Raw genomic sequence first — 24,156 nt, 5'->3', positions numbered from 1 at the left:
TGTCCTCATCCCCGTTTCTGGCTGAACTTCAGATACATGATTAGCAACTTATCATACCAGTTGACAACGTGATTTGTATGTGAATTTATTCGTTCAACAAATTTGGAGGAAACATGAAAATCGCGCTCATCGGTGCGGGAGGAAAAATGGGAGTGCGTCTCTCCCAGAACCTGAAAGGCTCCCGATTTAACGTTGCCCATGTCGAAGTCAGCGATGCCGGCAAAGAGCGGCTCAAAGCTGAAGTCGGTGTCGATTGTCTTGACACGGACACCGCTCTTGAAGGCGCGCGCGCCGTTATTCTCGCCGTGCCGGACACGGCGATCAGAGCGGTTGCGGAAAGTATCATCGACAAATTGGCGCCAGGGACGATGCTGATCGCATTGGATGCGGCAGCTCCCTTTGCCGGGCACTTCCCGGATCGCAAGGATGTGACCTATTTCGTCACCCATCCCTGCCATCCGCCGATCTTCAACGACGAAACGCAGATGCCTGCCAAGCACGACTATTTCGGCGGTATCGCTGCCAAGCAGGCAATCGTGAGCGCCCTCATGCAAGGGCCGGAAGAGGATTATGCGTTGGGCGAAGAGATCGCCCGGACGATCTTCCAGCCAATCCTGCGTTCCCATCGGGTCACGGTTGAACAGATGGCGCTTCTTGAGCCCGGATTGTCGGAGACCGTCTGCGCAACTCTGCTTGTGGTCATGAAAGAGGCCATGGATGAGGTCGTCCGGCAAGGTGTCGACCGGGAAACCGCCCGGGACTTCCTGCTTGGTCACATGAATATTCTTGGCGCGGTTGTCATGGGAGAAGTCGACGGCGTCTTCTCCGACGCCTGCAACAAGGCCATCACCAACGGCAAAAAACGTCTCATGCGGGACGACTGGATCGGCGTGTTCAAGCCGGACGAAATCAAGGAAAGCATCCGGCAGATCACCTGATTGAACTGCCTGCATTGTGGACCGCAGGCCGTTCGAAGTGGCGACAGGGAACCTGGGAGAGGTCCCGTGTTGTCAGACTGGGAATGAAACATTTTCGGGAGGAAAACATGAATCTTACAAAAAGAACCCTTTTGGCCGGAGCCGCCGTCATGGCGACGCTGCTTGCGCCTGCCTATGCCTCGGCGGCTGATCTGATCGCGATCATCACGCCGTCCCACGACAACCCGTTCTTCAAGGCGGAAGCCGAGGGCGCCCAGAAAAGAGCCGAAGATCTTGGCTACGAAACCCTGGTGCTTGTTCACGACGATGACCCGAACAAGCAGAACCAGCTGTTCGATACGGCAATTGCCCGTGGTGCGAATGCCATTATCCTCGACAATGCGGGGGCCGATGCGACCGTTGCTCCCGTGCGCCGGGCCAAGGAAGCAGGCATCCCTTCTTTCCTCATCGATCGCGAGATCAAGGAAACAGGCATCGCGGTGTCGCAGATCGTCTCCAACAACTACCAGGGAGCGCAGCTTGGCGCGGAAGAGTTTGTCAGGCTGATGGGCGAGGAAGGCAAATATGCCGAGCTGCTCGGCCGCGAGGCAGACACCAACGCCGGCATTCGCTCCGCGGGCTATCATGATGTGATCGACCAGTATCCGGATCTGGAGATGGTCGCCCAGCAGTCGGCGAACTGGAGCCAGACCGAAGCCTACGAAAAGATGGAAACCATCCTTCAGGCCACCCCCGAGATCAAAGGCGTCATTTCGGGCAATGACACCATGGCCATGGGGGCCTGGGCGGCACTCAAGGCTGCCGGACGGACGGACGTGATCGTTGTCGGTTTTGATGGCAGCAACGATGTCCGCGACTCCATCCTGGAAGGCGGCATCAAGGCCACCGTGCTGCAGCCCGCCTACCGCCAGGCCCAGATCGCGGTTGAGCAGGCCGATCAGTACCTGCGGACGGGTTCAACCGGTCAGGACGAAAAGCAATTGATGGATTGCGTCCTGATCAACGGCTCGAATGCCGGTGACCTCGAGACCTTCGCGCTGAACTAGGCCCGACATCACACCGTGGTGGACGTTCCGCCGCGGTGTGATCTTTCCCACGAAAAACCTGGAAATCCTGCCGGAGAGAATGCCGGGAGGATTCTGTTCAAGGAGGTTGCACAGTGGATCGCGGCGCAGTTCCTTCCCTGTTTTTGGTCCTTGTGGCTGTCGCCGGCCTGGGCGGATGCAAACTCGAAAAGCATCTGGCCACGAATGACGGTGGCGGTCAGGGGCAACAAGTCGTTTCAAGCAGCCCCGGCGGCGACATGGATGTGCTTGTAGCTGACATCTGGGCCAAACAGGTTCTACCTCACCTTCAGCAAACGGCGACCGACATGGCCGTTCTTGGCGGCGCGATTGCAGCGGATCTCGACACGGCCGGCGAAGCACATGGCTATCGTCCGTCCAGCGAGGGAAGTCCCTGGAACTTCGCCGTGCGGGTACAGGGCACAATCCTGGCAGCCAAAACCGATACACGTGCCGCGACAGCGGATGTGGACGTTACCGCCGATGGCAAGGCAGATGTCATCCTGCAGCTCGGTCCGGTGATCCGCGGAACGGCGCTCCGGGATATCCTTCCGTTCGTCGATTTCTCTTCATTCACGGATCAGATCGAGTTTGCCCAGCTCTCCCGTTCCCTGAACACGCGCGCCTACGAAAGTGCCCTGAAGGATCTGCCCCGCGACGTTCTTGTGGGCAAGACCATTGACGTGATCGGTGCCTTTACCGTGCGCGGCGGCGGTCCGCCGTACCTGATCACACCCGTGTCGATAAAGATGGGTGGATCATGACAGACGAAATGCACCAGATCGGCTTGTCGGTGCGTGCGGCAAACAAGGTCTATCCGGGCACGCACGCGCTGAAGGATGTGGACTTCGATGTCCGGCTTGGCGCGGTGAATGTGCTCGTCGGTGAAAACGGCGCCGGCAAATCCACCCTGATGAAAGTGATCGCCGGCGTCGAGCAGCTGACCTCGGGTGAAATCCTGCTGCAGGAGGATAAGGTCACCTTCCCCGACACGCGCACGGCAGCGGCACACGGGATCGGCATCGTCTTCCAGGAGCTCAACCTCTTCCCCAACATGACGGTTGCCGACAACATCTTCATCGCACGGGAAAAGACCCGCGCCGGGGTCGATATCGCTGCCGGAGACCAGAGAGCGGAAGCCGCGGCGCTCATGCGGCGCCTCGAGCACGACATTTCGCCGGACGCGATGGTGAGCGACCTGCGCATCGGCGAGCAGCAGATCGTCGAGATCGCCAAGGCGCTTGCCCAGGATGCGCGGATCCTGATCATGGACGAGCCGACCTCCGCCCTGAGCGCGGCGGAAGTCGAAATCCTCTTCCGGGTCATCGCGGACCTGAAGAAGCGCGGTGTCGGCATCGTCTACATTTCCCACCGCCTGGAGGAGCTGATCCGGATCGGCGACTACATCACGGTGCTGAGGGACGGTGCGCGAACCGGCGCCAGAAGCATGGACGGCGTCGACGTTTCCTGGATCGTGCGGAACATGATCGGCGCAGCTTCAAAGGATTTCGCCAAGACGGTCAAGCACGACTTCGGCGACGAGGTGTTCCGCTGCGAGAACATCAGCCTGATGGGCCGGACAGGAAACCGCGTTGTCGATGACGTCTCGCTGTCCTTGCGCGCTGGCGAGATTGTCGGGATCTACGGCCTCATGGGAGCAGGGCGCTCCGAACTGTTCGAATGCATCATGGCCCAGCATCCGCATTGCACCGGGCATTTCTACGTCGAGGGCCGCCACCTGAATGAACCCGATGTCGCGGGGCGCATCGGGCGCGGCCTGGCGCTCATCCCCGAAGACCGGAAGTCGGAGGGTCTGATCCAGATCCTGCCGATCCGGGAGAACATGTCGCTGTCGAGCCTGGCCAGTTTCGTGAAGGGCATTCACCTCAGCCTCGCCGCGGAGCGGGAGACGGTGACGCGCTTCGTCAAGGATCTCGCCATCAAGATCGCCAGCATGGAGAACCCGGTCAGCTCGCTGTCCGGCGGCAACCAGCAGAAGGTCGTGATCGGCAAGGCGCTGATGACCTCGCCCAAGGTTCTGCTCATGGACGAGCCGAGCCGCGGCATCGACATCGGTGCCAAGGCCGAGGTCTTCCGCACCATGCGGCGGCTGGCGGCGGAGGGACTGGGGATCCTGTTCGTCACCTCGGATCTTGAAGAAGTCATGTCCCTGTCCGACCGGATCATCGTGATGTCGAACGGCAGCATCACGGGTGAATTCGAGGGCGCCGGCGTCAAGGAAGAACAGATAATCGCGGCCTCCGCGATCGGCCACGCGCCTGCCTCCGAGGCAGGTCATGTCATTGGGAGTAGGAACGGATGACATCAGTCACCACAATGCAGCCTTCGGGCCCCTCCGGCGGACAGCCGATGATCCTGCTGCTGCTGAAGCTCAGGACCTTCATCGCCCTGATCGCGGTGTTTGCCTTCTTCTCGTTTGCAGCTCCGAATTTCCTCAGCACCGCGAATTTCGTCATCATGTCCAAGCATGTGGCCCTGAACGCGTTTCTGGCGATCGGCATGACCTTCGTCATCATCACGGGAGGGATCGATCTCTCGGTTGGCTCGATTGTCGGCCTGTGCGGAATGGTGGCCGGCTATCTCATCCTCAACGGTGTCGATCTGGGGATCGGGTATTCGCTCTATTTCAACATATTCGAGATCATTCTCATCACGCTTGCGGTCGGGGTGTTTGTCGGAGCGATCAACGGCGTGCTGATAACGCGTCTCAACGTGGCCCCCTTCATCGCGACGCTCGGAACGCTTTACGTGGCACGCGGCCTGGCGCTGCTCTCCTCCGATGGGGCGACCTTTCCCAACCTGGTCGGAAACGAGGCCTACGGATCGACGGGTCTTCACGTGCTCGGAACGGGAAGCTTTCTCGGCATTCCGGTTTCCATATGGCTGCTGATTGCCGTCGGTTTGACCGCTGCCTATATCGCCGGACGAACGCCGCTGGGACGGCACATCTATGCGGTCGGCGGCAACGAGAAGGCGGCCGCCCTCTCCGGCGTGAAGGTCAATCGTGTCAAGATGTTCGTCTACATGTTCTCGGGCTTCTGCGCGGCCATTGTCGGCCTTGTCATCTCGTCACAGCTCATGGCCTCGCATCCCGCGACGGGCGAGACCTTCGAACTCAACGCGATTGCCGCGGCTGTCCTCGGCGGCACCTCCATGTCGGGCGGACGCGGCCGGATCGGCGGAACCATCGTCGGCGCATTCGTGATTGGCGTGTTGTCCGACGGCCTGGTGATGATGGGTGTCAGTTCCTTCTGGCAGACCGTCATCAAGGGCCTGGTGATCATCGCCGCCGTTGTTGTCGACCAGGCGCAGCAAAGGCTGCAGGCCCGGGTGGCACTGCAGCAGCAGGCCGCCGCAGCATGAGGAGAACATCATGAAGAAAGGCGCACTGATCGGCTGCGGTTTTTTCGCTCAGAACCACATGCACGCCTGGGCCGAAGTCGAGGGAGCAGCCATCACCGCGCTGTGCGACCGCGACGAGAACCGCCTGAAGGAGACGGCGGGCCGCTTTGGTGTCGAGCGGACCTATACCGATGCCGACGAGCTTCTGAAATCGGAAGAGCTCGATTTCGTCGACATTGCCACGACGGTTCAGACCCACAGGCCCCTGGTCGAACGCGCGGCCGGATCGAATGTGCACATCATCTGCCAGAAGCCCTTTGCGGACACGATGGCAGATGCCAGGGCAATGACAGACGCGGCCGCCGACGCCGGCGTGACCCTGATGGTGCACGAGAACTTTCGCTGGCAGTCGGCAATCCGCGCTGCCAAGGCCGAACTCGACAAGGGCGCCATCGGAACGCCCTTCTGGGGACGGGTCAGTTTCCGTTCGGCCTATGACGTCTATTCGGGCCAGCCGTATCTGGCGACGGACGAGCGCTTCATCATCCAGGACCTGGGGATCCATATTCTGGACATCGCCCGCTTCCTGTTCGGCGACGCGCGCACGATCTCGGCAAGCACGAAACGGGTCAATCCGGCCATTCGGGCGGAAAACGTCGCGACCATGATGCTGGTTCACGAAAGCGGCGTCACCGGTGTCGTCGACTGCAGCTATGCATCACGGCTCCCCCGGGAGAGCTTTCCCGAAAGCCTTCTCGAGGTGGATGGCAGCGAGGGAACGCTGAGGCTGATGCCCGGTTACAGGCTGGTTGTGCACAATGCGTCCGGCACCCGGGAACTGGACGTATCGCCCCCGCTGCTGTCCTGGGCGGAGCGTCCCTGGCACAACATTCAGGAAAGCGTCTACAACATCCAGCGGCATTTCATCGATTGCCTGAATGCGTCCGGGGCACCGGAGACATCGGGACTGGACAACCTGAAAACGCTGGAACTGGTCGAGGCTGCGTATCTTTCCGCTGCCGGGAACAGCCGGACAATCAAGCTGGACACCGCCTGACATGAGCGACGTGAGCCGCATTCGCCTGTATGGAACGGAATCGGCCCCGGAGCCATTCCGGATTTTGCGCGCAGGGCCGCTGGAAGTGCGGCTGGAAAACGGAAATCTGCGGTACATTCGGTTCGATGGCCATGAAGTTCTGCGCGCCATTTCCTACGTTGTACGCGACAGTGACTGGGGCACGCTTCCTGCGGCCATTTCCGATCTCGCAGTGGTGGAAGACCCCGGCAAATTCGAAGTTTCCTACGTCGCGCATTACCAGAACCAGGGGGCGGGTCTCAGCGTCAGGGCGCAGATAACCGGCACTGAGGCCGGATCATTGAGGTTTGCTTCCTCGGCGGTCGCCGACAAGGCCTTCGAGACGAACCGGTGCGGTTTCACCGTGTTGCATCCGATCAACGGGGTGGCCGGCGAACCCGTCGAGGTCGAGCATTGCGACGGGACCATCGCCCACACCAGATTTCCCGATCTCATAGACCCCTGGCAACCCTTCAAGTCCATCCGGTCCCTGACCCACGCAGCAGCGCCGCACCTGAAGGCCCGTTGCCGGATGGAGGGCGACGCCTTCGAAATGGAGGACCAGCGCAACTGGTCCGACGCCTCCTACAAGACCTATGTGAGGCCGTTGGCGCGTCCCTGGCCGTATCTCATGGATGCGGGACAAGAGGTCGATCAGTCGGTGACACTCGAAATGATGAGGAGTGAAACCGAAGGAGCATCGATCTTCCCGGCGCGTGATGACACAGCAGCCAGAGTTGCCGAGTTTGTTCGAGGCGAAGCCACAAACAGCCGTCTGCCGCGAATAGGACTGCTGATCAGCCCTGAAGACACCGGATCCGCCATCGAGCACGCCGGTCTGCTGAAAGAGGTCAACCCTGCCGCGCTCCTGTGTCATTTCGATCCGACACAAGCGCACGGACTGAAGGCACTTGAGAATTTCCGGTCCTTGCAGGACCTTTTTCCGGCGTCTTACGATCTGGAATATGTGGTCGCCTGTGACGGCGACCTCGAGGCGGAATTTGACAACCTGGCCAGCATGGTAAAACGAAGCGGGCTTGCGTTGAACTCAATTGCGGTTTGTCCTTCGGTCGACCGTCAGTCGACACCGCCGGGCAGTGAATGGCCCGCGTGTCCTCCATTGTCGATAATCTATGCCGCTGCGAGACAAGCTTTTCCCACGACCAGGCTCGGCGGCGGCATGTTCAGCTATTTCACCGAGTTGAACCGCAAACGGCCGCCAATGTCATGGCTGGATTTCGTGACCCATTCAACCAATCCGATTGTTCACGCGGCCGATGACGACAGTGTCATCGAAACACTTGAAGCGGTGCCGCATATCACGCGCTCTGCCCGGGCGCTCATCGGCAAGGACAAGGAATACAGGCTCGGACCGTCAACCATCGGCATGCGTCAAAATCCCTACGGATCCCGGACATTTGCCAATCCGGGCAACAAGCGTCTTTGCATGACCCATGACGATCCGCGCCAACGCGGCCTTTTCGCCGCTGCCTGGACCATGGGCTATGCGTCCGTGATTGCCCGGGCTGACATTCGTCAATGGGTTCCGGCAAGTTTCACCGGCCCCAGAGGGATTGTTGACGAAGCCAGCGGATCTCTCTGGCCCGTTGGAGAGGTCGTCGCGACCCTCGCGGCACTGGGCGAAGCGAACGTTATCAACTGTGACTGTGTCGGAGCGGATAAGATAGCTTCGCTGTGTGTGGAGAAGGACGGTGAGGTCTTTAAGATTGCCGCTAATCTGACAGACCGGAACCTGGAAATTGTTTGTGGCGATCGGCGGACGCTTGGTCCATTCGAAGTTCTCCGGCTATAAGTCCACCGAAGGCTGATGAATCTGCGGTCGGCTGTAAAATCGTGCGTGCCGCGATCCGCAGACAGCCCTGCGATGAAAGGATCAGATTGGCGGGTCATGGAAAACTGGAACGGCTCGGGAGCCGGTGATGACAAGATTGTCCGGCGAAAACTCTCCGATCAGGTTTTCGATCGATTGCGTGAAATGATTGTGCGGGGCGAGCTTGCCCCCGGCGATCCCATGCCGTCCGAGCGTGAATTGATGCTGCGCTTCGGCGTCGGCAGGCCCGCCGTTCGCGAAGCCATGCAGACGATGCACACTCAGGGGCTCATTTCGATTTCCCAGGGCGAGCGTTCCCGGGTGAGCGAGCTGTCGGCGGATCTGGCGTTTCGGCAGATGGACATGGTGGCGCGCATGCTGCTGTCTGCCTCTTCTGACAATCTAGAACACCTCAAGGAGGCGCGCAGACTGTTCGAAGGCGGCATGGTCAGGATCGCGACCGAGAAGGCCTCGCCGCAAGACATTTCAGAACTCAAGCAGCTTGTCGTCGATCAAAAGGACCTGCTCGGCAATCCGTCCGATTTCATCAAGGCCGATATCGCCTTTCACAGCAAGATCGCGTCGATATCGGGCAACCCGATTTTTGCGGCGGTCAGTGACGCCATGCTCACCTGGTTGTTCAATTATCACACGGACCTGCTGATCTGGTCGGGACGTGAGAACGTCACGCTTGCCGAGCATTCCAAGATCGTCGAGTGTATCGAAAGCGGTGTTGCTGAAAATGCCGAAAGCGCCATGCGTTCACACCTGAACAGATCGCAGGATCTTTACCGGCATCATCTTTGAATGTTCCACCGGAAGCTGAGGCGATTGACAAGCCGGCAGACAGCAGGTGACGCCGGCAAGCGCTGGTAAACGCCGGTCTTCCCTGCAGCGCGCCGCGGAGCGGCGCCATTTTTGCAGTCCTGGAATGGGGTCAGCGCACCGTCACGACCGCGCGATGATCTCGCGTTCGTTGCTGTGGACAGCCGCAGCCTCCGCCGGGCGGCCGGGGACGCGCCGGTTCAGGAACCGCGGACGGCGTCCTGTGAGCAGGCGCAATTGCCGGCGCGGGGCCGGGCGGGCAGCCGGAAGGGCGCTGTAGGCCTCGATCGGCTTGATTTTGCCGCCAAGATCGCACACCAGCATCGGCAGGTTGAAAACCTGCGCCCAGCGGCTCCACAGAACGGCCAGATCGTCGGAATGCTCCGTTTCGGCCAGTGTGATCGACAGGGCGCTGTCGGGGTGTTTCAGGATCAGTGTCGCAAGAATGTCGCCCGGGGCCGCGCCGGGAACGATCCGGACCATGACCCCGTCGAAACCCTGAACCGGGACGACGACCTTGACGGGCACGCCGGCAACCCTGCGATTGATGACTGCCCTGTCGCGGTCAAGGAAGATCTCTGCTGGAAGTGAGGGCGTTCCGGGCCGGGATTCGAGCCGCTGCTCGAAGCGGACCGGCAGGCCGCCGGGATCGGGCAATGTCGTAATGCCCGTCCCGGTTGCCGCCGTTTCCTGTATTTCTGTTTAACGTCTCAAATGACTCTCCACAGGGCCTTATGGCCTCTTGATGTGATTGAAGCTACGGGAGAAAAGTCGTGATCAGCTTAAGAGACAGGGTTAAAAAACTGTGATTTCAAAGACGGTTACCGGAGTATGAGCAGAGCGGTAACCGCTTGTTCAGTCCTGTGACGACCGGACGGGAATACAACCGGAAGCTTAGAAACGGTCGATGCGAGACACATTCCGCTTCGGCCTTTCCGACAGCAGATGTTGCAGCCGCGAGGTGAGCGGCGTAAACAACAGCCGGACCATTGGACGGATGAGCGTTGAACATGTCGGAACTGATAGATCAGAGCGAATTGCAATCCCGCGCGGCGCGCCTTGTGGCGGCGGCCCGCACGGCCGGGGCCGATGCCTGCGACGCGATCGCCGTCACCGGCGTCTCGCTCTCGGTCGATGTCCGCGAAGGCAAGGTCGAGGAGACCGAGCGCGCCGAGGGCGATGACGTGACGCTGCGGGTTTTTGTCGGCAAGCGCACGGCGGCCGTGTCGGCCAACCGTCTCGACGATCCCGCGAGCCTCGCCGAACGCGCCGTTGCCATGGCGAAGGTCGCGCCCGAGGATCCCTATGCGGGACTTGCCGATCCGGACTTGCTGGTCAGGGACCAGCCTGTGCTGGAGCTTCTGGACAGCACGGAAATGACCGCGGACAAGCTGGCGGAGATCGCGCTGGAGGCGGAAGCCGCCGGGCTGGCCGTCGAGGGCGTCAGCAAGTCGGGCGGGGCGGGAGCGTCCTGGCGTCTGGCCGGCGTGGTGCTGGCAACAAGCCACGGTTTCGAGGGATCCTACCTGTCCTCCCGCCACGGCATGTCGATGACCGCCGTTTCCGGCGAGGGCACGGCGATGGAGCGGGACTACGATTTCGACAGCCGAACCTTCTTTGAGGATCTGGAAGCGCCTGCGGAAATCGGCCGCCGGGCCGGAGAACGGGCGGTTCGCCGCCTCAATCCGCAGAAATTGACGACCCGCACCGCCAACGTGATTTACGAATCCCGGGCGGCCCGCAGCATTCTCGGACACCTCGCCGGGGCCATCAACGGTGCCTCGATCGCCCGCAAGACCAGCTTTCTGCGGGACCGCATGAACGAGGCCGTGTTCGCACCCGGGATCAGGGTTGTCGACGACCCCTTCAAGAACCGTGGCGCGGCGACCCGCCCGTTCGACGGCGAGGGCACACGGGCGGAGGTGCTCGACGTGATCGAGGACGGCGTTCTGCGGCACTGGTTTCTGGACGGGGCCTGCGCGCGCGAACTGGGCCTGACACCCAATGGCCGCGCTCATCGCGCCGGCAGCGGCACCTCGCCGGGTGCAACCAACATCACGCTGATGCCGGGCGACAAGTCGCTCGAGGAACTCATGGCCGAAGCGGGCGACGGTTTGCTGGTGACGGATCTTATCGGCCACGGCGTCAACGGCCTTACCGGCGATTATTCCAGGGGCGCATCCGGTTTCTGGTTCGAGAACGGACAGATCGTCGAGCCTGTCAGCGAGATCACGATTGCCGGCAATCTGACGGACATGTTCGCGCGGCTGGTGCCGGGCAGCGATCTGGACAACCGCTATTCGGCGGCGACCCCTTCCGTGATGATCGAGGGAATGGCGCTTGCCGGCAGCTGACACGGGCATGGATGAAACCGGCTTCGAAGCGGATCTTCAGCTTGTTGAAACGGCGGCACGGCAGGCCGGCGCGCTTGCACTGACTTTCTTCGGCAAGGACCCGGAAGCCTGGTTCAAGGGCAAGGGCAATGTTGCTCCCGTGTCCGAAGCCGATCTTGCGGTCGACAAGCTTCTGACGGAGCAATTGCGTGCCGCGCGGCCCGGCTATGGCTGGCTCTCGGAGGAAACCGCCGACGACCGGTCGCGGCTTGATCATGAGCGCGTTTTCATTGTCGACCCGATCGACGGGACCCGGGCGTTTCTGGCAGGCGGCGACGAATGGACGGTTTCCATCGCGGTCGTCGAACACGGACGCCCGGTCGCCGGGGCCGTGTTCTGTCCGGTCCGGGAGGAAATGTTTCTGGCGCGAAAGGGCGGCGGTGCCTGGCTGAACGGCAGCCGGATCAGCGTGTCGGAACAGCGCGGCATCGAGGGCGCCACCTTGACCGGACCGCATTCGATCGTCGCCAATGAAGACGTTTTATCCGCCGGTCTGGTGGCCACGCAGATCCTGAGGTCGCTGGCTTACCGGCTGGCCATCGTGGCGGCGGGCCGTGTGGACGTGGGCGCCGCGCGCGGCGGGCCGAGTGACTGGGATCTTGCGGCGGCCGATCTTTTGGTGCAGGAAGCAGGCGGAAAACTGATCGATCTGACGGGCCGGAACCTGATCTACAATCGTGCCAGGACCGGACATCCGGCCCTGATCGCGGTTCCGGAGGTTCTGGCCGGGCCGATGTGCGATGCGCTTCGGCCCCTGATCGGCTGATGCCGCCGGTACTCCGCACCCCGGAAAATAGCGGCACGTTGCTTCAACGGTGCGGGTTCGATCGTCTGCCGAGCCTGACCGGCACAGATGTAAAGCGAGGATATCATGAGTGAAACCGACAGCCAGAAACAGCTTCTGCACCTGGTGTTCGGAGGCGAGCTGGAATCGCCCGAAGGACTGACCTTCCGCGATCTGGACGAACTCGACATCGTCGGCATCTATCCGAACTACGCCGAAGCTGAAAAGGCCTGGAGAGCCAAGGCCCAGTCAACCGTCGACAACGCGCATATGCGTTATTTCATCGTGCACATGCATCGTCTGCTGGATCCGGAAACGGCGTCCTGAGCAGGCCACTGCCATAGATTTCGGGCGAAAACAAAAATGATCAAACGCCTCGGCCGCCAGCCCTGGGTCCTCTCGGGAGTGGGGTCCCTGCTCGCGGGGTACCTGAAGCTTGTCTATCGCACCAACCGCTTCGTGGTGGCACCGGAAGGCGTGCACGCCCGCATGGAAGCGGACCTTCCGGTGATCGTGGCCATGTGGCACGGCCAGCATTTCATGGTGCCTTTCGCCAAGCCCTCCCACTGGCCGGCCAAGGTCATGATCTCGCGTTCCGCCGATGGTGAGATCAATGCGATCGCGGCGAGCAAGTTCGGCCTCGGACTGATCCGCGCGTCCGGAGGCAAGAATGCGCGGCAGATCAAGAAACGCGGCGGCATGCGGGGTTTCATCGAGGCGCTCCGCGCCCTCAAGGACGGTTACAGCATCGCGATGACCGCGGACGTGCCCAAAGGTCCCTCGCGGAAATCCGGCGTCGGTATTGTCCAGCTTGCCAAGCATTCCGGGCGGCCCATCCTTCCTGTCGCGGTGGCGACCAGCCGGTCGATCGAGTTGAACAGCTGGGACAGGGCAAGCGTCAATCTGCCGTTCGGACGCGGCGGGATCGCCGTGGGGGAGTTGATTTGGGTGCCGGCCGAAACGGAAGAGGACGCGCTTGAGGCCTACCGTCTCCAGGTGGAGGAGGGGCTGAACGCTGCCACCAGGCACGCCTATGAACTGGTCGGAAGGGCGGATGGCTGACCGCCGGCCCATTCTCATAAGCGCCTACAGGGGCCTCGCCAGGGTCCTGACGCCTCTGTTCAACCTGCTGTTCCTGCTGCGCAGCCGCTCCGGCAAGGAGATCCCGGCCAGAAAGGGCGAACGGTTCGGTTATTCGGCCACGCCGCGCCCCGAGGGCCGGCTCGTCTGGATTCATGCCGCCAGCGTCGGTGAAACCACGTCCGTCCTGCCTCTGATCGAGCGCCTGGCGGCTGCGGACCTGAATGTGCTCCTGACCACCGTCACCGTGACGGCGGCCGACCTGGCCGGGCAGCGCCTGCCGGACGGGGTGCGGCATCAGTTCGTTCCCTATGACGCACCAGGGCCCGTCAACCGGTTTCTGTCCCACTGGTCCCCCGATCTGGCGATGGTCGTGGAATCGGAAATCTGGCCTTGCATGTTCGACGAGCTGCGCCGCTTCAAAACGCCGTTCGTGCTGCTGAACGGGCGTCTCTCGGACAGGTCGCAACGCGCCTGGGCGAGACTGCCGGATGTTGCACGTCATGTGTTCCGGTCTCTCGATCTGGTGCTGGCGCAAAGCGACGCCGACGCCGGGCGCTTCCGCCGCCTCGGCTGCGACCGGGTTGAAACGCCCGGAAATCTCAAATTCGATGCGGACGACCCCTCGGCGGACCCGGCGGAGATCGCCCGGTTGAGCACATCGGCCGGCGGGCGGCCGGTCTGGCTCGCGGCGCTGACCCACCCGGGCGAAGACGAAATCGCTGTGGCTGCGCATGTGTTGTTGCGACGTGAGTTCCCCGATCTTCTTATGATCCTTGTGCCGCGCCATCCGTCGCGGGCGGACGCCATTGCCGATCTGCTGCGCGGGCACGGGCTCGAAGTGTCGCGGCGCAGCCTGTCGGGAACCATTGTCCGCTCGACCGATGTCTTCCTTGGGGATACGCTCGGCGAGATGGGACTTTATTACAGACTGGCCCCGGTCACCTTTCTGGGCGGATCCTTCACGGATGTCGGGGGACACAATCCGGTGGAAGCGGCTCTTGCCGGCTCCGCGCTCGTGACGGGGCCGCGTGTTGCCAACGCGCGCGCGGTCTACAAGGAGTTCTGGAACGCCGATGCCGGCGCGCGGGCGGAAACGGCGGCGGAACTGGCGGACACGGTTGCCGCCCTGCTGGGCGATCCGGATCTTGCCGCCCGTCAGGCGGAGCGCGCCAGGGCGCTGGTTGCAGCCGGGCGCGGAGCGCTGGACAAGACCCTGATGCTGCTCAAGCCCTTTCTTGCCGAACCGGCCGGAAACGCGGCCCGGGAGGCGGCGCATGAAGACGGCACCTGATTTCTGGTGGAAGCCCGGCTTTTCGCTCGCCGCGACGCTGCTGGCGCCTGTGGCACGGCTCTACGGGCTGGTCGCGGCCCGGCGCATGTTGAAACGGCCGAAGTACCAAAGCCGTCTTCCCGTGATCTGCATCGGTAATTTTGTCGTGGGCGGCACGGGAAAGACCCCCTTTGCGATCGAACTCGCCTGCCGGCTTCAGGAAGAGGGCTACCGGCCTGGATTTCTGCTGCGCGGCTATGGCGGTTCGGCGAAGGGCCCCTTGCTGGTGGACGCCGGCCTTCACGATGCGGCCGAGGTCGGCGACGAAGCCCTGTTGCTTGCCCGCTACGGGCCGACGGTCGTTGCCGCGGACCGGCCTTCCGGGGCCCGGCTCGCCGAACGGCAGCCGGTCGACCTGCTCCTGATGGACGACGGGTTTCAGAACCCGGCGCTGGCCAAGGATCTTAGTCTTGTCCTGGTGGACTGCAACACGGGTTTCGGCAACGGCAGATGTTTTCCGGCGGGGCCGTTGCGCGCCCCGGCAGACAGGCAGATCGTCAGGGCGGACTGCCTTGTGCTGGTCGGAGACGGCTCGGCGGCGGAAGAAGCTGTGCATCTTGCCGGACGCAAGGGTCTGCCGATCGTGCATGCCCATCTGCGGCCGCAGCCCAATGACGACCTGGCGGGCTGCCGCCTGTTCGCCTTCGCGGGGATTGGCCGGCCGCAGAAGTTTTTCGCGTCACTGAAGGCGCTCGGATACGAGGTCCGCAAGACCCGTGCCTTCCCGGACCATCACGTCTATTCGCAGGCCGATATCAAGGCCCTTCTGACGGAAGCGGAAGAGGCGGGGCTGGGGCTCGTGACCACGGCCAAGGACATGGTGCGCCTGGAAACCTCACACGGTGAACTGTTTCACTGGATCGCCTCCAGCACGGCGGTTCTGGACGTGCGCATGGACATTGACGACGAGGACCGTCTTGTCGCCCTGATCAGGGAGAAATTGCGCCAGCACATTCTGTCGGGAGCGCACGTCGACTGAGGCACACCGGCGGCACAGCGGCTGACGCTATTTGCTTTCCAGATAGCGTTTCATGGACGCATTGGCGTCAACATAGGCCTCCTGGCTGTCGACCGACCAGTATTTCAGTTCGTCGAGCGGGATCGCCACGCCGGTCACCGCGCAGCGCACGAAGGTACCCGGCGTTTCCACCTGGTAGTCGCCATCCAGATAGCGGACGCGCGCTTCGCTTGGCACCTGCGGGTTTTCGTATCGGTTCATCATCGCCGTACCTGGCGCCCTTGTCTGTTTTTCTATGCCGCCCTTTTACGGCAGTTCACCACGGTCGGGCAAGCCCCTGCAAGGCCACAGCCTGGACAATCAGAACATCGGCAAGGATCTGCCATCACGCCTGATCTGGTAGCGGCACCGCGACATGACGACTGTCTGCGGTGCAAGCAGTTTACGGGCGCGGGTCGTTTCGCCATCGCGGTCCTGTCGGCAGGCTTCCATAGTGTCCCATGTTTGCGACGCGCTGGAAATATCCTCGCAGATGAGCAGGTCCGGCTGGCACGCGACCAGATGCATTGCGACCAGGACCGCGTTCACCGGGGCTGCGCCTTGGGAGCTGCACGCCTGGGCTGCCGGGCGGCAAAGTCCGGCCGGATCACGTTTTCGCCGGTCTGTTCGGACGGTTTCGGCGGGCCGGACACCTGACCGGTCCTGCCCAGGGCCTGCAGCAACAACGGATGCAGGCCGTCGCCGCGAAGCGCCGCGATTTCATGAAAGGCAGAAACGTCCTGTCCCACGCGAGACTCTGGTGGCTTTGACATCAGCAAAAGGTCTTTCCCGGCCGGGGCAATGCCGCGGCGCGTTGTGTCATGGAAATGGGGGGTGGCGGCGACCTGCCCGGATCAATGGATGCCCGATGGTTTCGATCGGGCTTTCCGGAGTTGCCCGGGTTGGAAATTCGGGTGCGGTGCGATCGGGTGAACGCAAAAAGGGCACAAGCGGTCTGGCTTTCAAAGGCCAGTCAGGGTGACTGTCTTTAAATATGAGTATTAAACTCAAGTTTAAAATACGGCAAGTGGATTTCTGAGGTTTTGGGATGAAATGTCTGCCAAAACACCTATGTTGGTGATAAATCGGCGAAAAAGCTCTTCAGACCGGGGCGGACCGCGTTGCCGGGAAAACTCAGGACAGTCACATGACCCTTTCCACCACCGATCTCATCGAAACCTCCGGCCTCGGGTTGGAGACCGCCAAGCGGATCACCGAGGAGGCTCTTTCCGGATCGGACGATGGCGAACTCTTTGTCGAGTACCGTCAGACGGAGGGGCTGGTCTTCGACAACGGCCGGCTGAAGGGAGCCAATTACGATACCGCCCAGGGCTTCGGTCTGAGGGCGGTCGCCGGCGAAGCCGCCGGTTATGCGCATGCCGGTGACATCTCGGAAGGCGCATTGCAACGCGCTGCCGATGCGGTCAGCTCCGTCAAGAAAGGCTATTCCGGCAGCTATGCCGCCGCGCCGGCCCGCACCAATCAGTCGCTCTATTCCGACGCCAATCCGCTGGGTGGACCGAGTTTCGAGGACAAGGTGAAGCTGCTTCAGGAGATCGATGCCTTTGCGCGCGGCCGCGATCCGCGGGTGCGTCAGGTGTCCGCGTCTCTGGCGGGATCGTGGCAAGTCGTGGAAATACTGCGTGCGGACGGTCATCTGGTCCGCAACGTCCGCCCGATGGTGCGCCTGAGCATTTCGGTCGTTGCGGGATCCGGGGACCGGCAGGAAAGCGGCTCGTTCGGCTGTGGTGGACGGGAAGGCTTCGAGCGCTTCATCACCCCGGAGAACTGGCAGGGCGGTGTCGACGAGGCATTGCGCCAGGCTCTGGTCAATCTGGATTCGGTGCCGGCGCCCGCGGGAACCTTCGACGTGGTGCTCGGACCGGGCTGGCCGGGCATTCTTCTGCATGAAGCGGTCGGCCATGGTCTTGAAGGCGACTTCAACCGCAAGAAAACCTCTGCATTTGCCGGCCTGATGGGGCAACGCGTGGCAGCGCCGGGGGTCACGATCGTCGATGACGGCACCATCCCGGACCGGCGCGGGTCCCTGAGCGTCGACGACGAGGGCACGCCCGCCAGCCGCACGGTGCTGATCGAGGACGGTATCCTGAAGGGCTACATGCAGGACCGCCAGAACGCCCGACTGATGGGCATGGAGCCGACCGGCAACGGACGGCGCCAGTCCTATGCCCATATCCCCATGCCGCGCATGACCAACACGGTGATGATGTCCGGCGACAAGGAGCCGGAAGAAATCCTGCGCTCCGTCAAGGACGGCATCTACGCGGTTTCCTTCGGGGGCGGGCAGGTCGACATCACCTCCGGGAAATTCGTGTTCTCCTGTACCGAGGCCTATAGGGTCGAGAACGGCAAGGTCGGCGCGCCGCTCAAGGGCGCCATGCTGATCGGCAACGGGCCGGACGCGCTCACCCGGGTCTCCATGATCGGCAACGACATGAAGCTGGATCCGGGCATGGGCACCTGCGGCAAGCAGGGCCAGGGTGTTCCGGTCGGGGTCGGCCAGCCGTCGATGCGCATCAATGAACTCACGGTCGGCGGCACGGCAGTCTGAGACGCGCAGTCTCGCGGGCGGCTTAGTCCCTGCCGGCCTTGACCGGCGCTTTTTTGGGCAAAACCGTCCCTGTTCGGGAACAGGCGAGCCCATTGATTGAAAACGGCGTCTTTCGCTCGTGGCGTGCTGGCATTCGGGCGGGGTTCGGGCGTAGTCTCATAAGGACCGGAATCAGTGTTCCGACGGCCCTTTGAGGGAATTCCGGTCGATACGCCAATGAGGGAGCCGGACAGGGAGAGAGAATGGCCGTAGAAGGGGCGCCCCCGTTCTTTGCCGAGTCTATCGTGTTTCTGGCCGCGACAGTGGTGGCCGTGCCGATCGCCAAACGTCTTGGTCTTGGCTCCGTGGTCGGCTATCTCGCGGCGGGAGCTGCCATCGGCCCCTACGGCATGCAGTTGCTCGGGTCCGGCGAGGATGTGCTTCACGTGGCCGAACTCGGCGTGGTCCTGCTTCTGTTCGTGATCGGACTGGAGCTGGATCCGCAAAAGCTTTGGCGCATGAAACGCGACATTTTTGGGCTCGGGACCGCCCAGGTGGTTCTGACCGGCCTGACTTTTTTCGGTATCGGCCGGCTCGCCGGGTATTCCTTTTCGACATCGCTCGTTGCCGGCTTCGGGCTTGCCCTGTCCTCCACGGCCTTTGCCTTGCAGATCCTCCAGGAACGCGGGCAACTGTCCTCCGCTTACGGCCAGCGGGCGTTCGGCATCCTGCTGTTGCAGGACATCGCCATTGTGCCGCTGCTGGCGATGGTGGCGATCCTCGCCCCGGGGGAGGGGCCGTCAACCTTCGCCCAGATCGCAAGCGAGATCCTGATCGTCCTGGGCGCGGTCGCGGCGGTTATCCTGACGGGCCGGTATCTGATTTCCCCGGTGTTCCTGCTGCTGGCGGCAAGCCGGGCGCGCGAGGTCATGCTGACGGCGGCGCTTCTGGTCGCCCTGGGCAGCGCCGGCATCATGCATGCGGTCGGCCTGTCGATGGCGCTGGGCGCTTTCCTTGCCGGGGTCCTGCTTGCCGAGTCCAGTTTCCGGCACACGCTCGAAGCCGATATCGAACCCTTCAGGTCCCTGCTGATGGGGCTCTTCTTCGTCGCCGTGGGCATGTCGCTCAATATCGCCCTCGTGATGGAGCACTGGATGAGCGTAGCGGCCGGCGTCTCCATCGTGATGGTGGTCAAGGGGTCTTATCTCTGGGCGTTGTCACGCAGCACCGGGTCGCCGAACTCCGACGCCCTGCGTATCGCCGTGACCCTGCCCCAGGGCGGCGAATTCGCCTTCGTGCTGTTCACCGCGGCCATCGGCAACAGCCTCCTGGACTATCAGACAGCGAACCTGCTCAACGCCATCGTCATCCTGTCGATGCTGCTCACGCCCGTGGCCTGCCTGGGGCTCGACAAGCTCGCGGCCAGGGTGAAAGCCAGGGGCGTCGAAAATCCGTCGATCGAGACATTCGAGGAAGCGACACCGACCGTACTGGTCGTCGGTTTCGGGCGCTTCGGCATGGTGGTCGCCCAGATTCTGACCTCCGAGGGGCTGGAGATCACGGCCATCGACAACCGTCCGGACCGCATCCAGTACGCACGCAAACAGGGCTACAAGGTCTTTTATGGCGACGCCACGCGCGCGGATGTGCTTGCAGCGGCCGGCGCGGACAAGGCGGCACTGGTGGCCATGTGCATCGAAAACGACAAGGTCATGGCCAAGGCCATCGATCTGGTCCGGGAGGGGTTTCCCGACACGCTCATCTTCTGCCGTGCCACCGACCGCGCCCATGCGCTCGACCTGACCAAGCGCGGCGTCGATTTTCAGATCAGGGAAACCTTCGAGTCGAGCGTCGTCTTCGGACGGGCGGCCCTGGAGGCGCTCGGAACGCCGCTCGATCGGATCGACCAGATCGAGGAAGACGTTCGCTATCGTGACGAGGAACGCCTTGCCGTGCAACTGACCGAGGGCATGTATGCCGGGGCGGACAGGCTGCACAAGGTGACGCCGCGCAGACCGCAGCCCAAGGAAGAGCACGACGCACCGGCGGAATGACGGGGTCGTCGCGACAAAAAAAGGCGCCGCAACGGGCGCCTTTTGCTTGTGAGGGGTATTTCCCGCGTCAGGGCAGGGAATCGAATCCCGCCGAAAATCCGTTCAGGGAAATCGGAATGCCGATGCCCTCTTCCGGTGTCTGGAAAATGATGAAGGTCGCCTGGCCGCCGGATCTCAGCTTGGACAGGAGTTCGTCTTCCAGAATGACCTCGGCGATACAGCCGTTCGGCAGGCAGCGCACGAATCCCGCGCGGCCGATATCGGCATTGTCGACCCTCAGGCCCAGTCCGGACGGCAGCAGCACGCCGAGGGGCGCCAGGACGCGCAGGATCCGCGCCTGCCTGTCGGCGGTCTTGAGGACGATCACCGACAGGCCGACATTCTCGCGATCGGCGGCGGTGACGTTCTGAATGAGCGCGCATTGTTCGCTGGTCGCTCCGGGAGGTGTGTCGCAGCGCATCTGCCAGTCGCCATGGGCCGAACGCACCTCGCCCTGCGACGACGCGGGCAGGGTCCCCTGGGCAAGCGCTCCGAGAACGATACCGGCAAGTGCGGCGACTTTACCCAGGGACGCACCGGGCCGTTCGCTCAGGCGGGCACAAATGGACTGCAGCAATTGGGTTGACAAGAAATCCTCCAGTCGAGCGTTGTCCGGTCCGCCGGCGGCCGGTGCGGGTCGTAAGCGGGCCGGCTCAGCGAATCAAGATGGTATTCCGGGCAGACAGTGCCGCATCACGGCGCGTGATTCCAGTCCGGCCCGGGCAAGATCGCGACGATTAGCTGCAATTCTTGTCGAAAATCCGTATGTCTTGACCAATGTCATATGGCGATGATCTCAGGGGCACCGGGAAAAGTTGCAAATTCCGTTGCAGCCTGACGTTTCTTGTGGTTTTTGTGCGGCACGAAGGTGTCGGTGGATTGATGCGGCACATCGCCGCTCTGCCCAATGGTAGCCATCGCCCTTTATATGAGTTTGTGGTTATAGTTCGGCAATCTCATGATCCAGTCCACGGCCAGGATGCGGCAGATAAGGCTTGCACGGCAACGCCAAGCCCGGTACTGCCGCTCCGGATTGGACAGGATCTGAGTCCGGAATTGACATATGTGCCGCGAATGACGCGGCTGAGGGAAGGGAGCGCGGACGTGAAGGCATTCTTCAAGCGTCTCATGACAATGGCTGGTATGGCTGCTGCTGGTGTGGCCGCGACCGTCGCGGGAGCGTCCACGGCCGCTCAGGCCGCCGAATCCGGAATGTCGGAATGGCAGCTCGGTTATCAGGTCTCCGTGACGGACGTGATGGACGACATCACGTGGTTCAACGGTTTTACCTTGGTGATCATCACTGTCATCACACTGTTCGTGCTGGCGCTGCTCATCTATTGCATCTTCCGCTTCAACGCCAAGGCGAACCCGGTTCCTTCCAGAACCTCTCACAACACCATGATCGAGGTCGTCTGGACCGTGGCGCCGATCCTGATCCTCCTCGTGATCTGCATTCCTTCGTTCCGGCTTCTGTTCAAGCAGCTCGATATTCCGGAATACGACATGACCATCAAGGCCACCGGATACCAGTGGTACTGGGGGTATGAGTACATGGACGAGGGCATGGGCGAACTGTATTTCGACAGCCTGATGGTTGCCGAGGACGAGCGGCAGGAAGTCGCCGAAGCGCGTGGCGTGACCCTGAACGAAGTTCCGCGCCTGCTCGCCGTCGACTACGATCTCGTCATTCCCGTCGATACCACGGTGCGCATGCAGGTGACCTCCGAGGACGTGATCCACGCCTTCGCGATGCCGTCTTTCGGCGTCAAGATCGACGCGATCCCCGGCCGCCTGAACCAGACCTGGTTCCATGCCCGTGCGGAAGGCGTCTATTACGGTCAGTGTTCCGAGCTTTGCGGCAAGGACCATGCCTTCATGCCGATCGCCGTCCGGGTTGTCTCGAAAGAGCAGTTCCAGAGCTGGGTGACCGCCGCGCAGGACGATCTGGATACCGCGAACGAGCAGCTCTATGCATCGCTCGCGACCGACAAGAAAGTCGCCGCGACCGGCAGGCTCGAACAAATCTCCGTCGCCGCGAAGTAACGCGGCGGGGAGCCTAATTGGCGATGCGCGCGACAACACGCAGCGCCGCTGGGATTGTATGAAAGAGGGAGCCCAAAATGGCTGCGACCGAAGCACATGCGGCACATGCCCACCCCTACGGGTGGCGCAGGTGGGTCTATTCGACCAACCATAAAGACATCGGAATCATGTATCTGATCTTCGCGATTATCGCCGGGATCATCGGCGGCGCACTCAGCGTCGGCATGCGGATGGAACTTCAGGAGCCGGGGATGCAGATCTTCGGTGATCCGCACCTGTTCAACGTGTTCACGACCGCACACGGTCTGATCATGATCTTCTTCATGGTCATGCCGGCGATGATCGGTGGTTACGCCAACTTCTTCGTGCCGATCATGATCGGCGCGCCGGACATGGCGTTCCCGCGCATGAACAACATCTCCTTCTGGCTGCTGCCGCCGGCCTTCCTGCTGCTGCTGCTGTCGCTCTTCGTTGAAGGTCCTCCGGGCGGAAATGGTGTCGGTGGCGGCTGGACGATCTACCCGCCGCTGTCCACGTCCGGTCAGCCGGGCCCGGCGATGGATCTGGCGATCCTGTCCCTGCACATTGCAGGTGCCTCCTCGATCCTCGGTGCCATCAACTTCATCACGACCATCTTCAACATGCGCGCGCCGGGCATGACCCTGCACAAGATGCCGCTGTTTGCATGGTCCGTGCTGATCACCGCGTTCCTGCTGCTGCTGTCCCTGCCGGTTCTTGCAGGCGCCATCACCATGCTGCTGACGGACCGCAACTTCGGCACGACGTTCTTCAATCCGGCCGGTGGCGGCGATCCGATCCTGTTCCAGCATCTGTTCTGGTTCTTCGGTCACCCGGAAGTGTACATCCTGATCCTCCCGGGCTTCGGCATCGTCAGCCACATCATCTCGACCTTCTCGCGCAAGCCGATCTTCGGTTACCTCGGCATGGCCTACGCGATGGTGGCCATCGGCGTCGTCGGTTTCATCGTGTGGGCCCACCACATGTATACCGTCGGCATGTCCTCCGAGACCCAGGCCTACTTCGTGGCGGCCACAATGGTGATCGCGGTTCCAACGGGCGTGAAGATCTTCTCCTGGATCGCCACCATGTGGGGCGGGTCCATCGAGTTCAAGACACCCATGGTCTGGGCCGTCGGCTTCATCTTCCTGTTCACCGTCGGCGGTGTCACGGGCGTTCAGCTGGCCAACGCGGGTCTCGACCGGTCCTACCACGACACCTACTACGTGGTGGCGCACTTCCACTACGTGCTGTCTCTGGGCGCCGTGTTCGCGATCTTCGCGGCCTGGTACTACTGGTTCCCGAAGATGTTCGGCTACATGTACAACGATATGATCGGCAAGGCCCATTTCTGGATCACCTTCGTCGGCGTGAACCTCGTGTTCTTCCCGCAGCACTTCCTGGGTCTGAACGGCATGCCGCGCCGCTATGCCGACTACCCGGATGCGCTGGCCGGCTGGAACTTCGTGTCGTCGATCGGGTCCTACATTTCCGCCTTCGCGGTTCTGGTGTTCCTGTTCGGTATCGTCGAGGCCTTCTCCAAGAAGCGCGCCGTCGGCAACAACCCCTGGGGCGAAGGAGCGACGACCCTGGAGTGGACCCTGTCCTCTCCGCCGCCGTTCCACCAGTTCGAGACGCTGCCGCGCATCAAGTGATGGCGGCGGGAGGCCCTGCCTCCGCATGACACTCAGCACCGCGCCGGTTCCGGCGCGGTGCCGTCTTTAAAAGATCCGCCGGATTACGCGCCATGCGCGTGACCATCCGG

General features: G+C 62.2%; 23 protein-coding genes. 18 read left to right on the top strand and 5 right to left on the bottom strand.

The window, feature by feature from the left end; genetic code table 11:
* Window positions 1–113 precede the first annotated feature (113 nt).
* From AC0VX3_RS22865 to AC0VX3_RS22830, 8 genes are all read left to right on the top strand, one after another.
* Window positions 114–938, top strand: a complete 825-nt coding sequence (locus tag AC0VX3_RS22865; protein ID WP_475522445.1) for a phosphogluconate dehydrogenase C-terminal domain-containing protein — start codon at window positions 114–116, stop codon at window positions 936–938.
* A gap of 107 nt (window positions 939–1,045) precedes the next feature.
* Entirely contained in the window at window positions 1,046–1,984 is a 939-nt protein-coding gene (locus AC0VX3_RS22860; RefSeq protein WP_475522444.1) for a substrate-binding domain-containing protein, read from the top strand.
* A 113-nt stretch (window positions 1,985–2,097) separates the two neighbouring features.
* A complete protein-coding gene (locus AC0VX3_RS22855) occupies window positions 2,098–2,766 on the top strand; it encodes a DUF2291 family protein (protein WP_475522443.1) in 669 nt (222 codons plus the stop codon).
* Window positions 2,763–4,325: a sugar ABC transporter ATP-binding protein gene (locus tag AC0VX3_RS22850; protein ID WP_475522442.1), complete on the top strand. Its 1,563-nt coding sequence runs from the start codon at window positions 2,763–2,765 to the stop codon at window positions 4,323–4,325. The genes AC0VX3_RS22855 and AC0VX3_RS22850 overlap by 4 nt, the downstream gene beginning before the upstream one ends.
* A complete protein-coding gene (locus AC0VX3_RS22845) occupies window positions 4,322–5,386 on the top strand; it encodes an ABC transporter permease (RefSeq protein WP_475522441.1) in 1,065 nt (354 codons plus the stop codon). Before AC0VX3_RS22850 ends, AC0VX3_RS22845 begins: the two co-directional genes overlap by 4 nt.
* Window positions 5,387–5,396: 10 nt before the next feature.
* Window positions 5,397–6,422, top strand: a complete 1,026-nt coding sequence (locus AC0VX3_RS22840; RefSeq protein ID WP_475522440.1) for a Gfo/Idh/MocA family protein — start codon at window positions 5,397–5,399, stop codon at window positions 6,420–6,422.
* Window position 6,423: 1 nt separating this feature from the next.
* Window positions 6,424–8,253, top strand: a complete 1,830-nt coding sequence (apnL, locus tag AC0VX3_RS22835; protein WP_475522439.1) for a D-apionate lactonase — start codon at window positions 6,424–6,426, stop codon at window positions 8,251–8,253.
* 72 nt (window positions 8,254–8,325) lie between these two features.
* On the top strand, window positions 8,326–9,078 hold the full coding sequence (locus AC0VX3_RS22830) for a transcriptional regulator NanR (protein ID WP_348145139.1): 753 nt from the start codon (window positions 8,326–8,328) through the stop codon (window positions 9,076–9,078).
* A gap of 141 nt (window positions 9,079–9,219) precedes the next feature.
* On the opposite strand, the gene AC0VX3_RS22825 is transcribed toward AC0VX3_RS22830, so the two are convergent.
* Window positions 9,220–9,753, bottom strand: a complete 534-nt coding sequence (locus tag AC0VX3_RS22825; protein WP_475522438.1) for a DUF6101 family protein — start codon at window positions 9,751–9,753, stop codon at window positions 9,220–9,222.
* A 353-nt stretch (window positions 9,754–10,106) separates the two neighbouring features.
* On the opposite strand from AC0VX3_RS22825, the gene AC0VX3_RS22820 reads away from it, so the two are divergent.
* From AC0VX3_RS22820 to lpxK, 6 genes are all read left to right on the top strand, one after another.
* Complete coding sequence (locus tag AC0VX3_RS22820; protein ID WP_475522437.1) at window positions 10,107–11,450, top strand: TldD/PmbA family protein; 1,344 nt, start codon at window positions 10,107–10,109, stop codon at window positions 11,448–11,450.
* Window positions 11,437–12,255 (top strand): 3'(2'),5'-bisphosphate nucleotidase CysQ, encoded by an 819-nt coding sequence (locus tag AC0VX3_RS22815; protein WP_475522436.1) that lies wholly within the window; start codon window positions 11,437–11,439, stop codon window positions 12,253–12,255. The genes AC0VX3_RS22820 and AC0VX3_RS22815 overlap by 14 nt, the downstream gene beginning before the upstream one ends.
* Before the next feature lie 105 nt (window positions 12,256–12,360).
* The gene (locus AC0VX3_RS22810; RefSeq protein ID WP_342891014.1) at window positions 12,361–12,600 is read left to right on the top strand and encodes a DUF4170 domain-containing protein; all 240 of its coding nucleotides are present in this window, start codon (window positions 12,361–12,363) and stop codon (window positions 12,598–12,600) included.
* Between the two features lie 36 nt (window positions 12,601–12,636).
* Window positions 12,637–13,335 (top strand): lysophospholipid acyltransferase family protein, encoded by a 699-nt coding sequence (locus AC0VX3_RS22805; protein WP_475522435.1) that lies wholly within the window; start codon window positions 12,637–12,639, stop codon window positions 13,333–13,335.
* Entirely contained in the window at window positions 13,328–14,647 is a 1,320-nt protein-coding gene (locus tag AC0VX3_RS22800) for a 3-deoxy-D-manno-octulosonic acid transferase (protein WP_475522434.1), read from the top strand. Before AC0VX3_RS22805 ends, AC0VX3_RS22800 begins: the two co-directional genes overlap by 8 nt.
* Window positions 14,631–15,665: a tetraacyldisaccharide 4'-kinase gene (gene lpxK / locus AC0VX3_RS22795; RefSeq protein ID WP_475522433.1), complete on the top strand. Its 1,035-nt coding sequence runs from the start codon at window positions 14,631–14,633 to the stop codon at window positions 15,663–15,665. The genes AC0VX3_RS22800 and lpxK overlap by 17 nt, the downstream gene beginning before the upstream one ends.
* Window positions 15,666–15,692: 27 nt before the next feature.
* On the opposite strand, the gene AC0VX3_RS22790 is transcribed toward lpxK, so the two are convergent.
* The 3 genes from AC0VX3_RS22790 to AC0VX3_RS22780 all read right to left on the bottom strand — a co-directional run bounded on the left by AC0VX3_RS22790 (window position 15,693) and on the right by AC0VX3_RS22780 (window position 16,432).
* Complete coding sequence (locus AC0VX3_RS22790) at window positions 15,693–15,908, bottom strand: DUF2093 domain-containing protein (protein ID WP_475522432.1); 216 nt, start codon at window positions 15,906–15,908, stop codon at window positions 15,693–15,695.
* A gap of 96 nt (window positions 15,909–16,004) precedes the next feature.
* A complete protein-coding gene (locus tag AC0VX3_RS22785; protein ID WP_475522431.1) occupies window positions 16,005–16,232 on the bottom strand; it encodes a hypothetical protein in 228 nt (75 codons plus the stop codon).
* Window positions 16,229–16,432 (bottom strand): hypothetical protein, encoded by a 204-nt coding sequence (locus AC0VX3_RS22780; RefSeq protein WP_342891008.1) that lies wholly within the window; start codon window positions 16,430–16,432, stop codon window positions 16,229–16,231. Before AC0VX3_RS22780 ends, AC0VX3_RS22785 begins: the two co-directional genes overlap by 4 nt.
* Before the next feature lie 398 nt (window positions 16,433–16,830).
* Between AC0VX3_RS22780 and tldD the strand changes: the two genes are divergently transcribed.
* Entirely contained in the window at window positions 16,831–18,255 is a 1,425-nt protein-coding gene (gene tldD / locus AC0VX3_RS22775; protein ID WP_475522430.1) for a metalloprotease TldD, read from the top strand.
* A 242-nt stretch (window positions 18,256–18,497) separates the two neighbouring features.
* Window positions 18,498–20,288 (top strand): monovalent cation:proton antiporter-2 (CPA2) family protein, encoded by a 1,791-nt coding sequence (locus tag AC0VX3_RS22770; RefSeq protein ID WP_475522429.1) that lies wholly within the window; start codon window positions 18,498–18,500, stop codon window positions 20,286–20,288.
* Between the two features lie 67 nt (window positions 20,289–20,355).
* On the opposite strand, the gene AC0VX3_RS22765 is transcribed toward AC0VX3_RS22770, so the two are convergent.
* On the bottom strand, window positions 20,356–20,916 hold the full coding sequence (locus AC0VX3_RS22765) for an invasion associated locus B family protein (protein WP_475522428.1): 561 nt from the start codon (window positions 20,914–20,916) through the stop codon (window positions 20,356–20,358).
* Window positions 20,917–21,431: 515 nt separating this feature from the next.
* Here AC0VX3_RS22765 and coxB point away from each other — a divergent pair.
* Window positions 21,432–22,373, top strand: coding sequence for a cytochrome c oxidase subunit II (coxB, locus tag AC0VX3_RS22760; RefSeq protein ID WP_475522427.1), 942 nt, complete (start codon window positions 21,432–21,434; stop codon window positions 22,371–22,373).
* 77 nt (window positions 22,374–22,450) lie between these two features.
* A complete protein-coding gene (ctaD, locus tag AC0VX3_RS22755; protein ID WP_475522426.1) occupies window positions 22,451–24,046 on the top strand; it encodes a cytochrome c oxidase subunit I in 1,596 nt (531 codons plus the stop codon).
* The last annotated feature ends 110 nt before the right edge of the window (window positions 24,047–24,156 follow it).

Source organism: Roseibium sp. QJM3NY_11 (assembly GCF_056173175.1).
The sequence above is the reverse complement of the archived record's forward strand: the minus strand, read 5'-3'. Positions and strand labels throughout refer to the sequence as shown.

Excerpts from the sequence above, each read along its gene's own strand:
- AC0VX3_RS22865 (WP_475522445.1), top strand. The coding sequence starts at position 114 with ATGAAAATCGCGCTCATCGGTGCGGGAGGAAAAATGGGAGTGCGTCTC.
- AC0VX3_RS22860 (WP_475522444.1), top strand. The coding sequence starts at position 1,046 with ATGAATCTTACAAAAAGAACCCTTTTGGCCGGAGCCGCCGTCATGGCG.
- AC0VX3_RS22850 (WP_475522442.1), top strand. The coding sequence starts at position 2,763 with ATGACAGACGAAATGCACCAGATCGGCTTGTCGGTGCGTGCGGCAAAC.
- AC0VX3_RS22845 (WP_475522441.1), top strand. The coding sequence starts at position 4,322 with ATGACATCAGTCACCACAATGCAGCCTTCGGGCCCCTCCGGCGGACAG.
- AC0VX3_RS22840 (WP_475522440.1), top strand. The coding sequence starts at position 5,397 with ATGAAGAAAGGCGCACTGATCGGCTGCGGTTTTTTCGCTCAGAACCAC.
- apnL (WP_475522439.1), top strand. The coding sequence starts at position 6,424 with ATGAGCGACGTGAGCCGCATTCGCCTGTATGGAACGGAATCGGCCCCG.
- AC0VX3_RS22830 (WP_348145139.1), top strand. The coding sequence starts at position 8,326 with ATGAAAGGATCAGATTGGCGGGTCATGGAAAACTGGAACGGCTCGGGA.
- AC0VX3_RS22820 (WP_475522437.1), top strand. The coding sequence starts at position 10,107 with ATGTCGGAACTGATAGATCAGAGCGAATTGCAATCCCGCGCGGCGCGC.
- AC0VX3_RS22810 (WP_342891014.1), top strand. The coding sequence starts at position 12,361 with ATGAGTGAAACCGACAGCCAGAAACAGCTTCTGCACCTGGTGTTCGGA.
- AC0VX3_RS22805 (WP_475522435.1), top strand. The coding sequence starts at position 12,637 with ATGATCAAACGCCTCGGCCGCCAGCCCTGGGTCCTCTCGGGAGTGGGG.
- AC0VX3_RS22800 (WP_475522434.1), top strand. The coding sequence starts at position 13,328 with ATGGCTGACCGCCGGCCCATTCTCATAAGCGCCTACAGGGGCCTCGCC.
- lpxK (WP_475522433.1), top strand. The coding sequence starts at position 14,631 with ATGAAGACGGCACCTGATTTCTGGTGGAAGCCCGGCTTTTCGCTCGCC.
- AC0VX3_RS22790 (WP_475522432.1), bottom strand. The coding sequence starts at position 15,908 with ATGATGAACCGATACGAAAACCCGCAGGTGCCAAGCGAAGCGCGCGTC.
- tldD (WP_475522430.1), top strand. The coding sequence starts at position 16,831 with ATGACCCTTTCCACCACCGATCTCATCGAAACCTCCGGCCTCGGGTTG.
- AC0VX3_RS22770 (WP_475522429.1), top strand. The coding sequence starts at position 18,498 with ATGGCCGTAGAAGGGGCGCCCCCGTTCTTTGCCGAGTCTATCGTGTTT.
- ctaD (WP_475522426.1), top strand. The coding sequence starts at position 22,451 with ATGGCTGCGACCGAAGCACATGCGGCACATGCCCACCCCTACGGGTGG.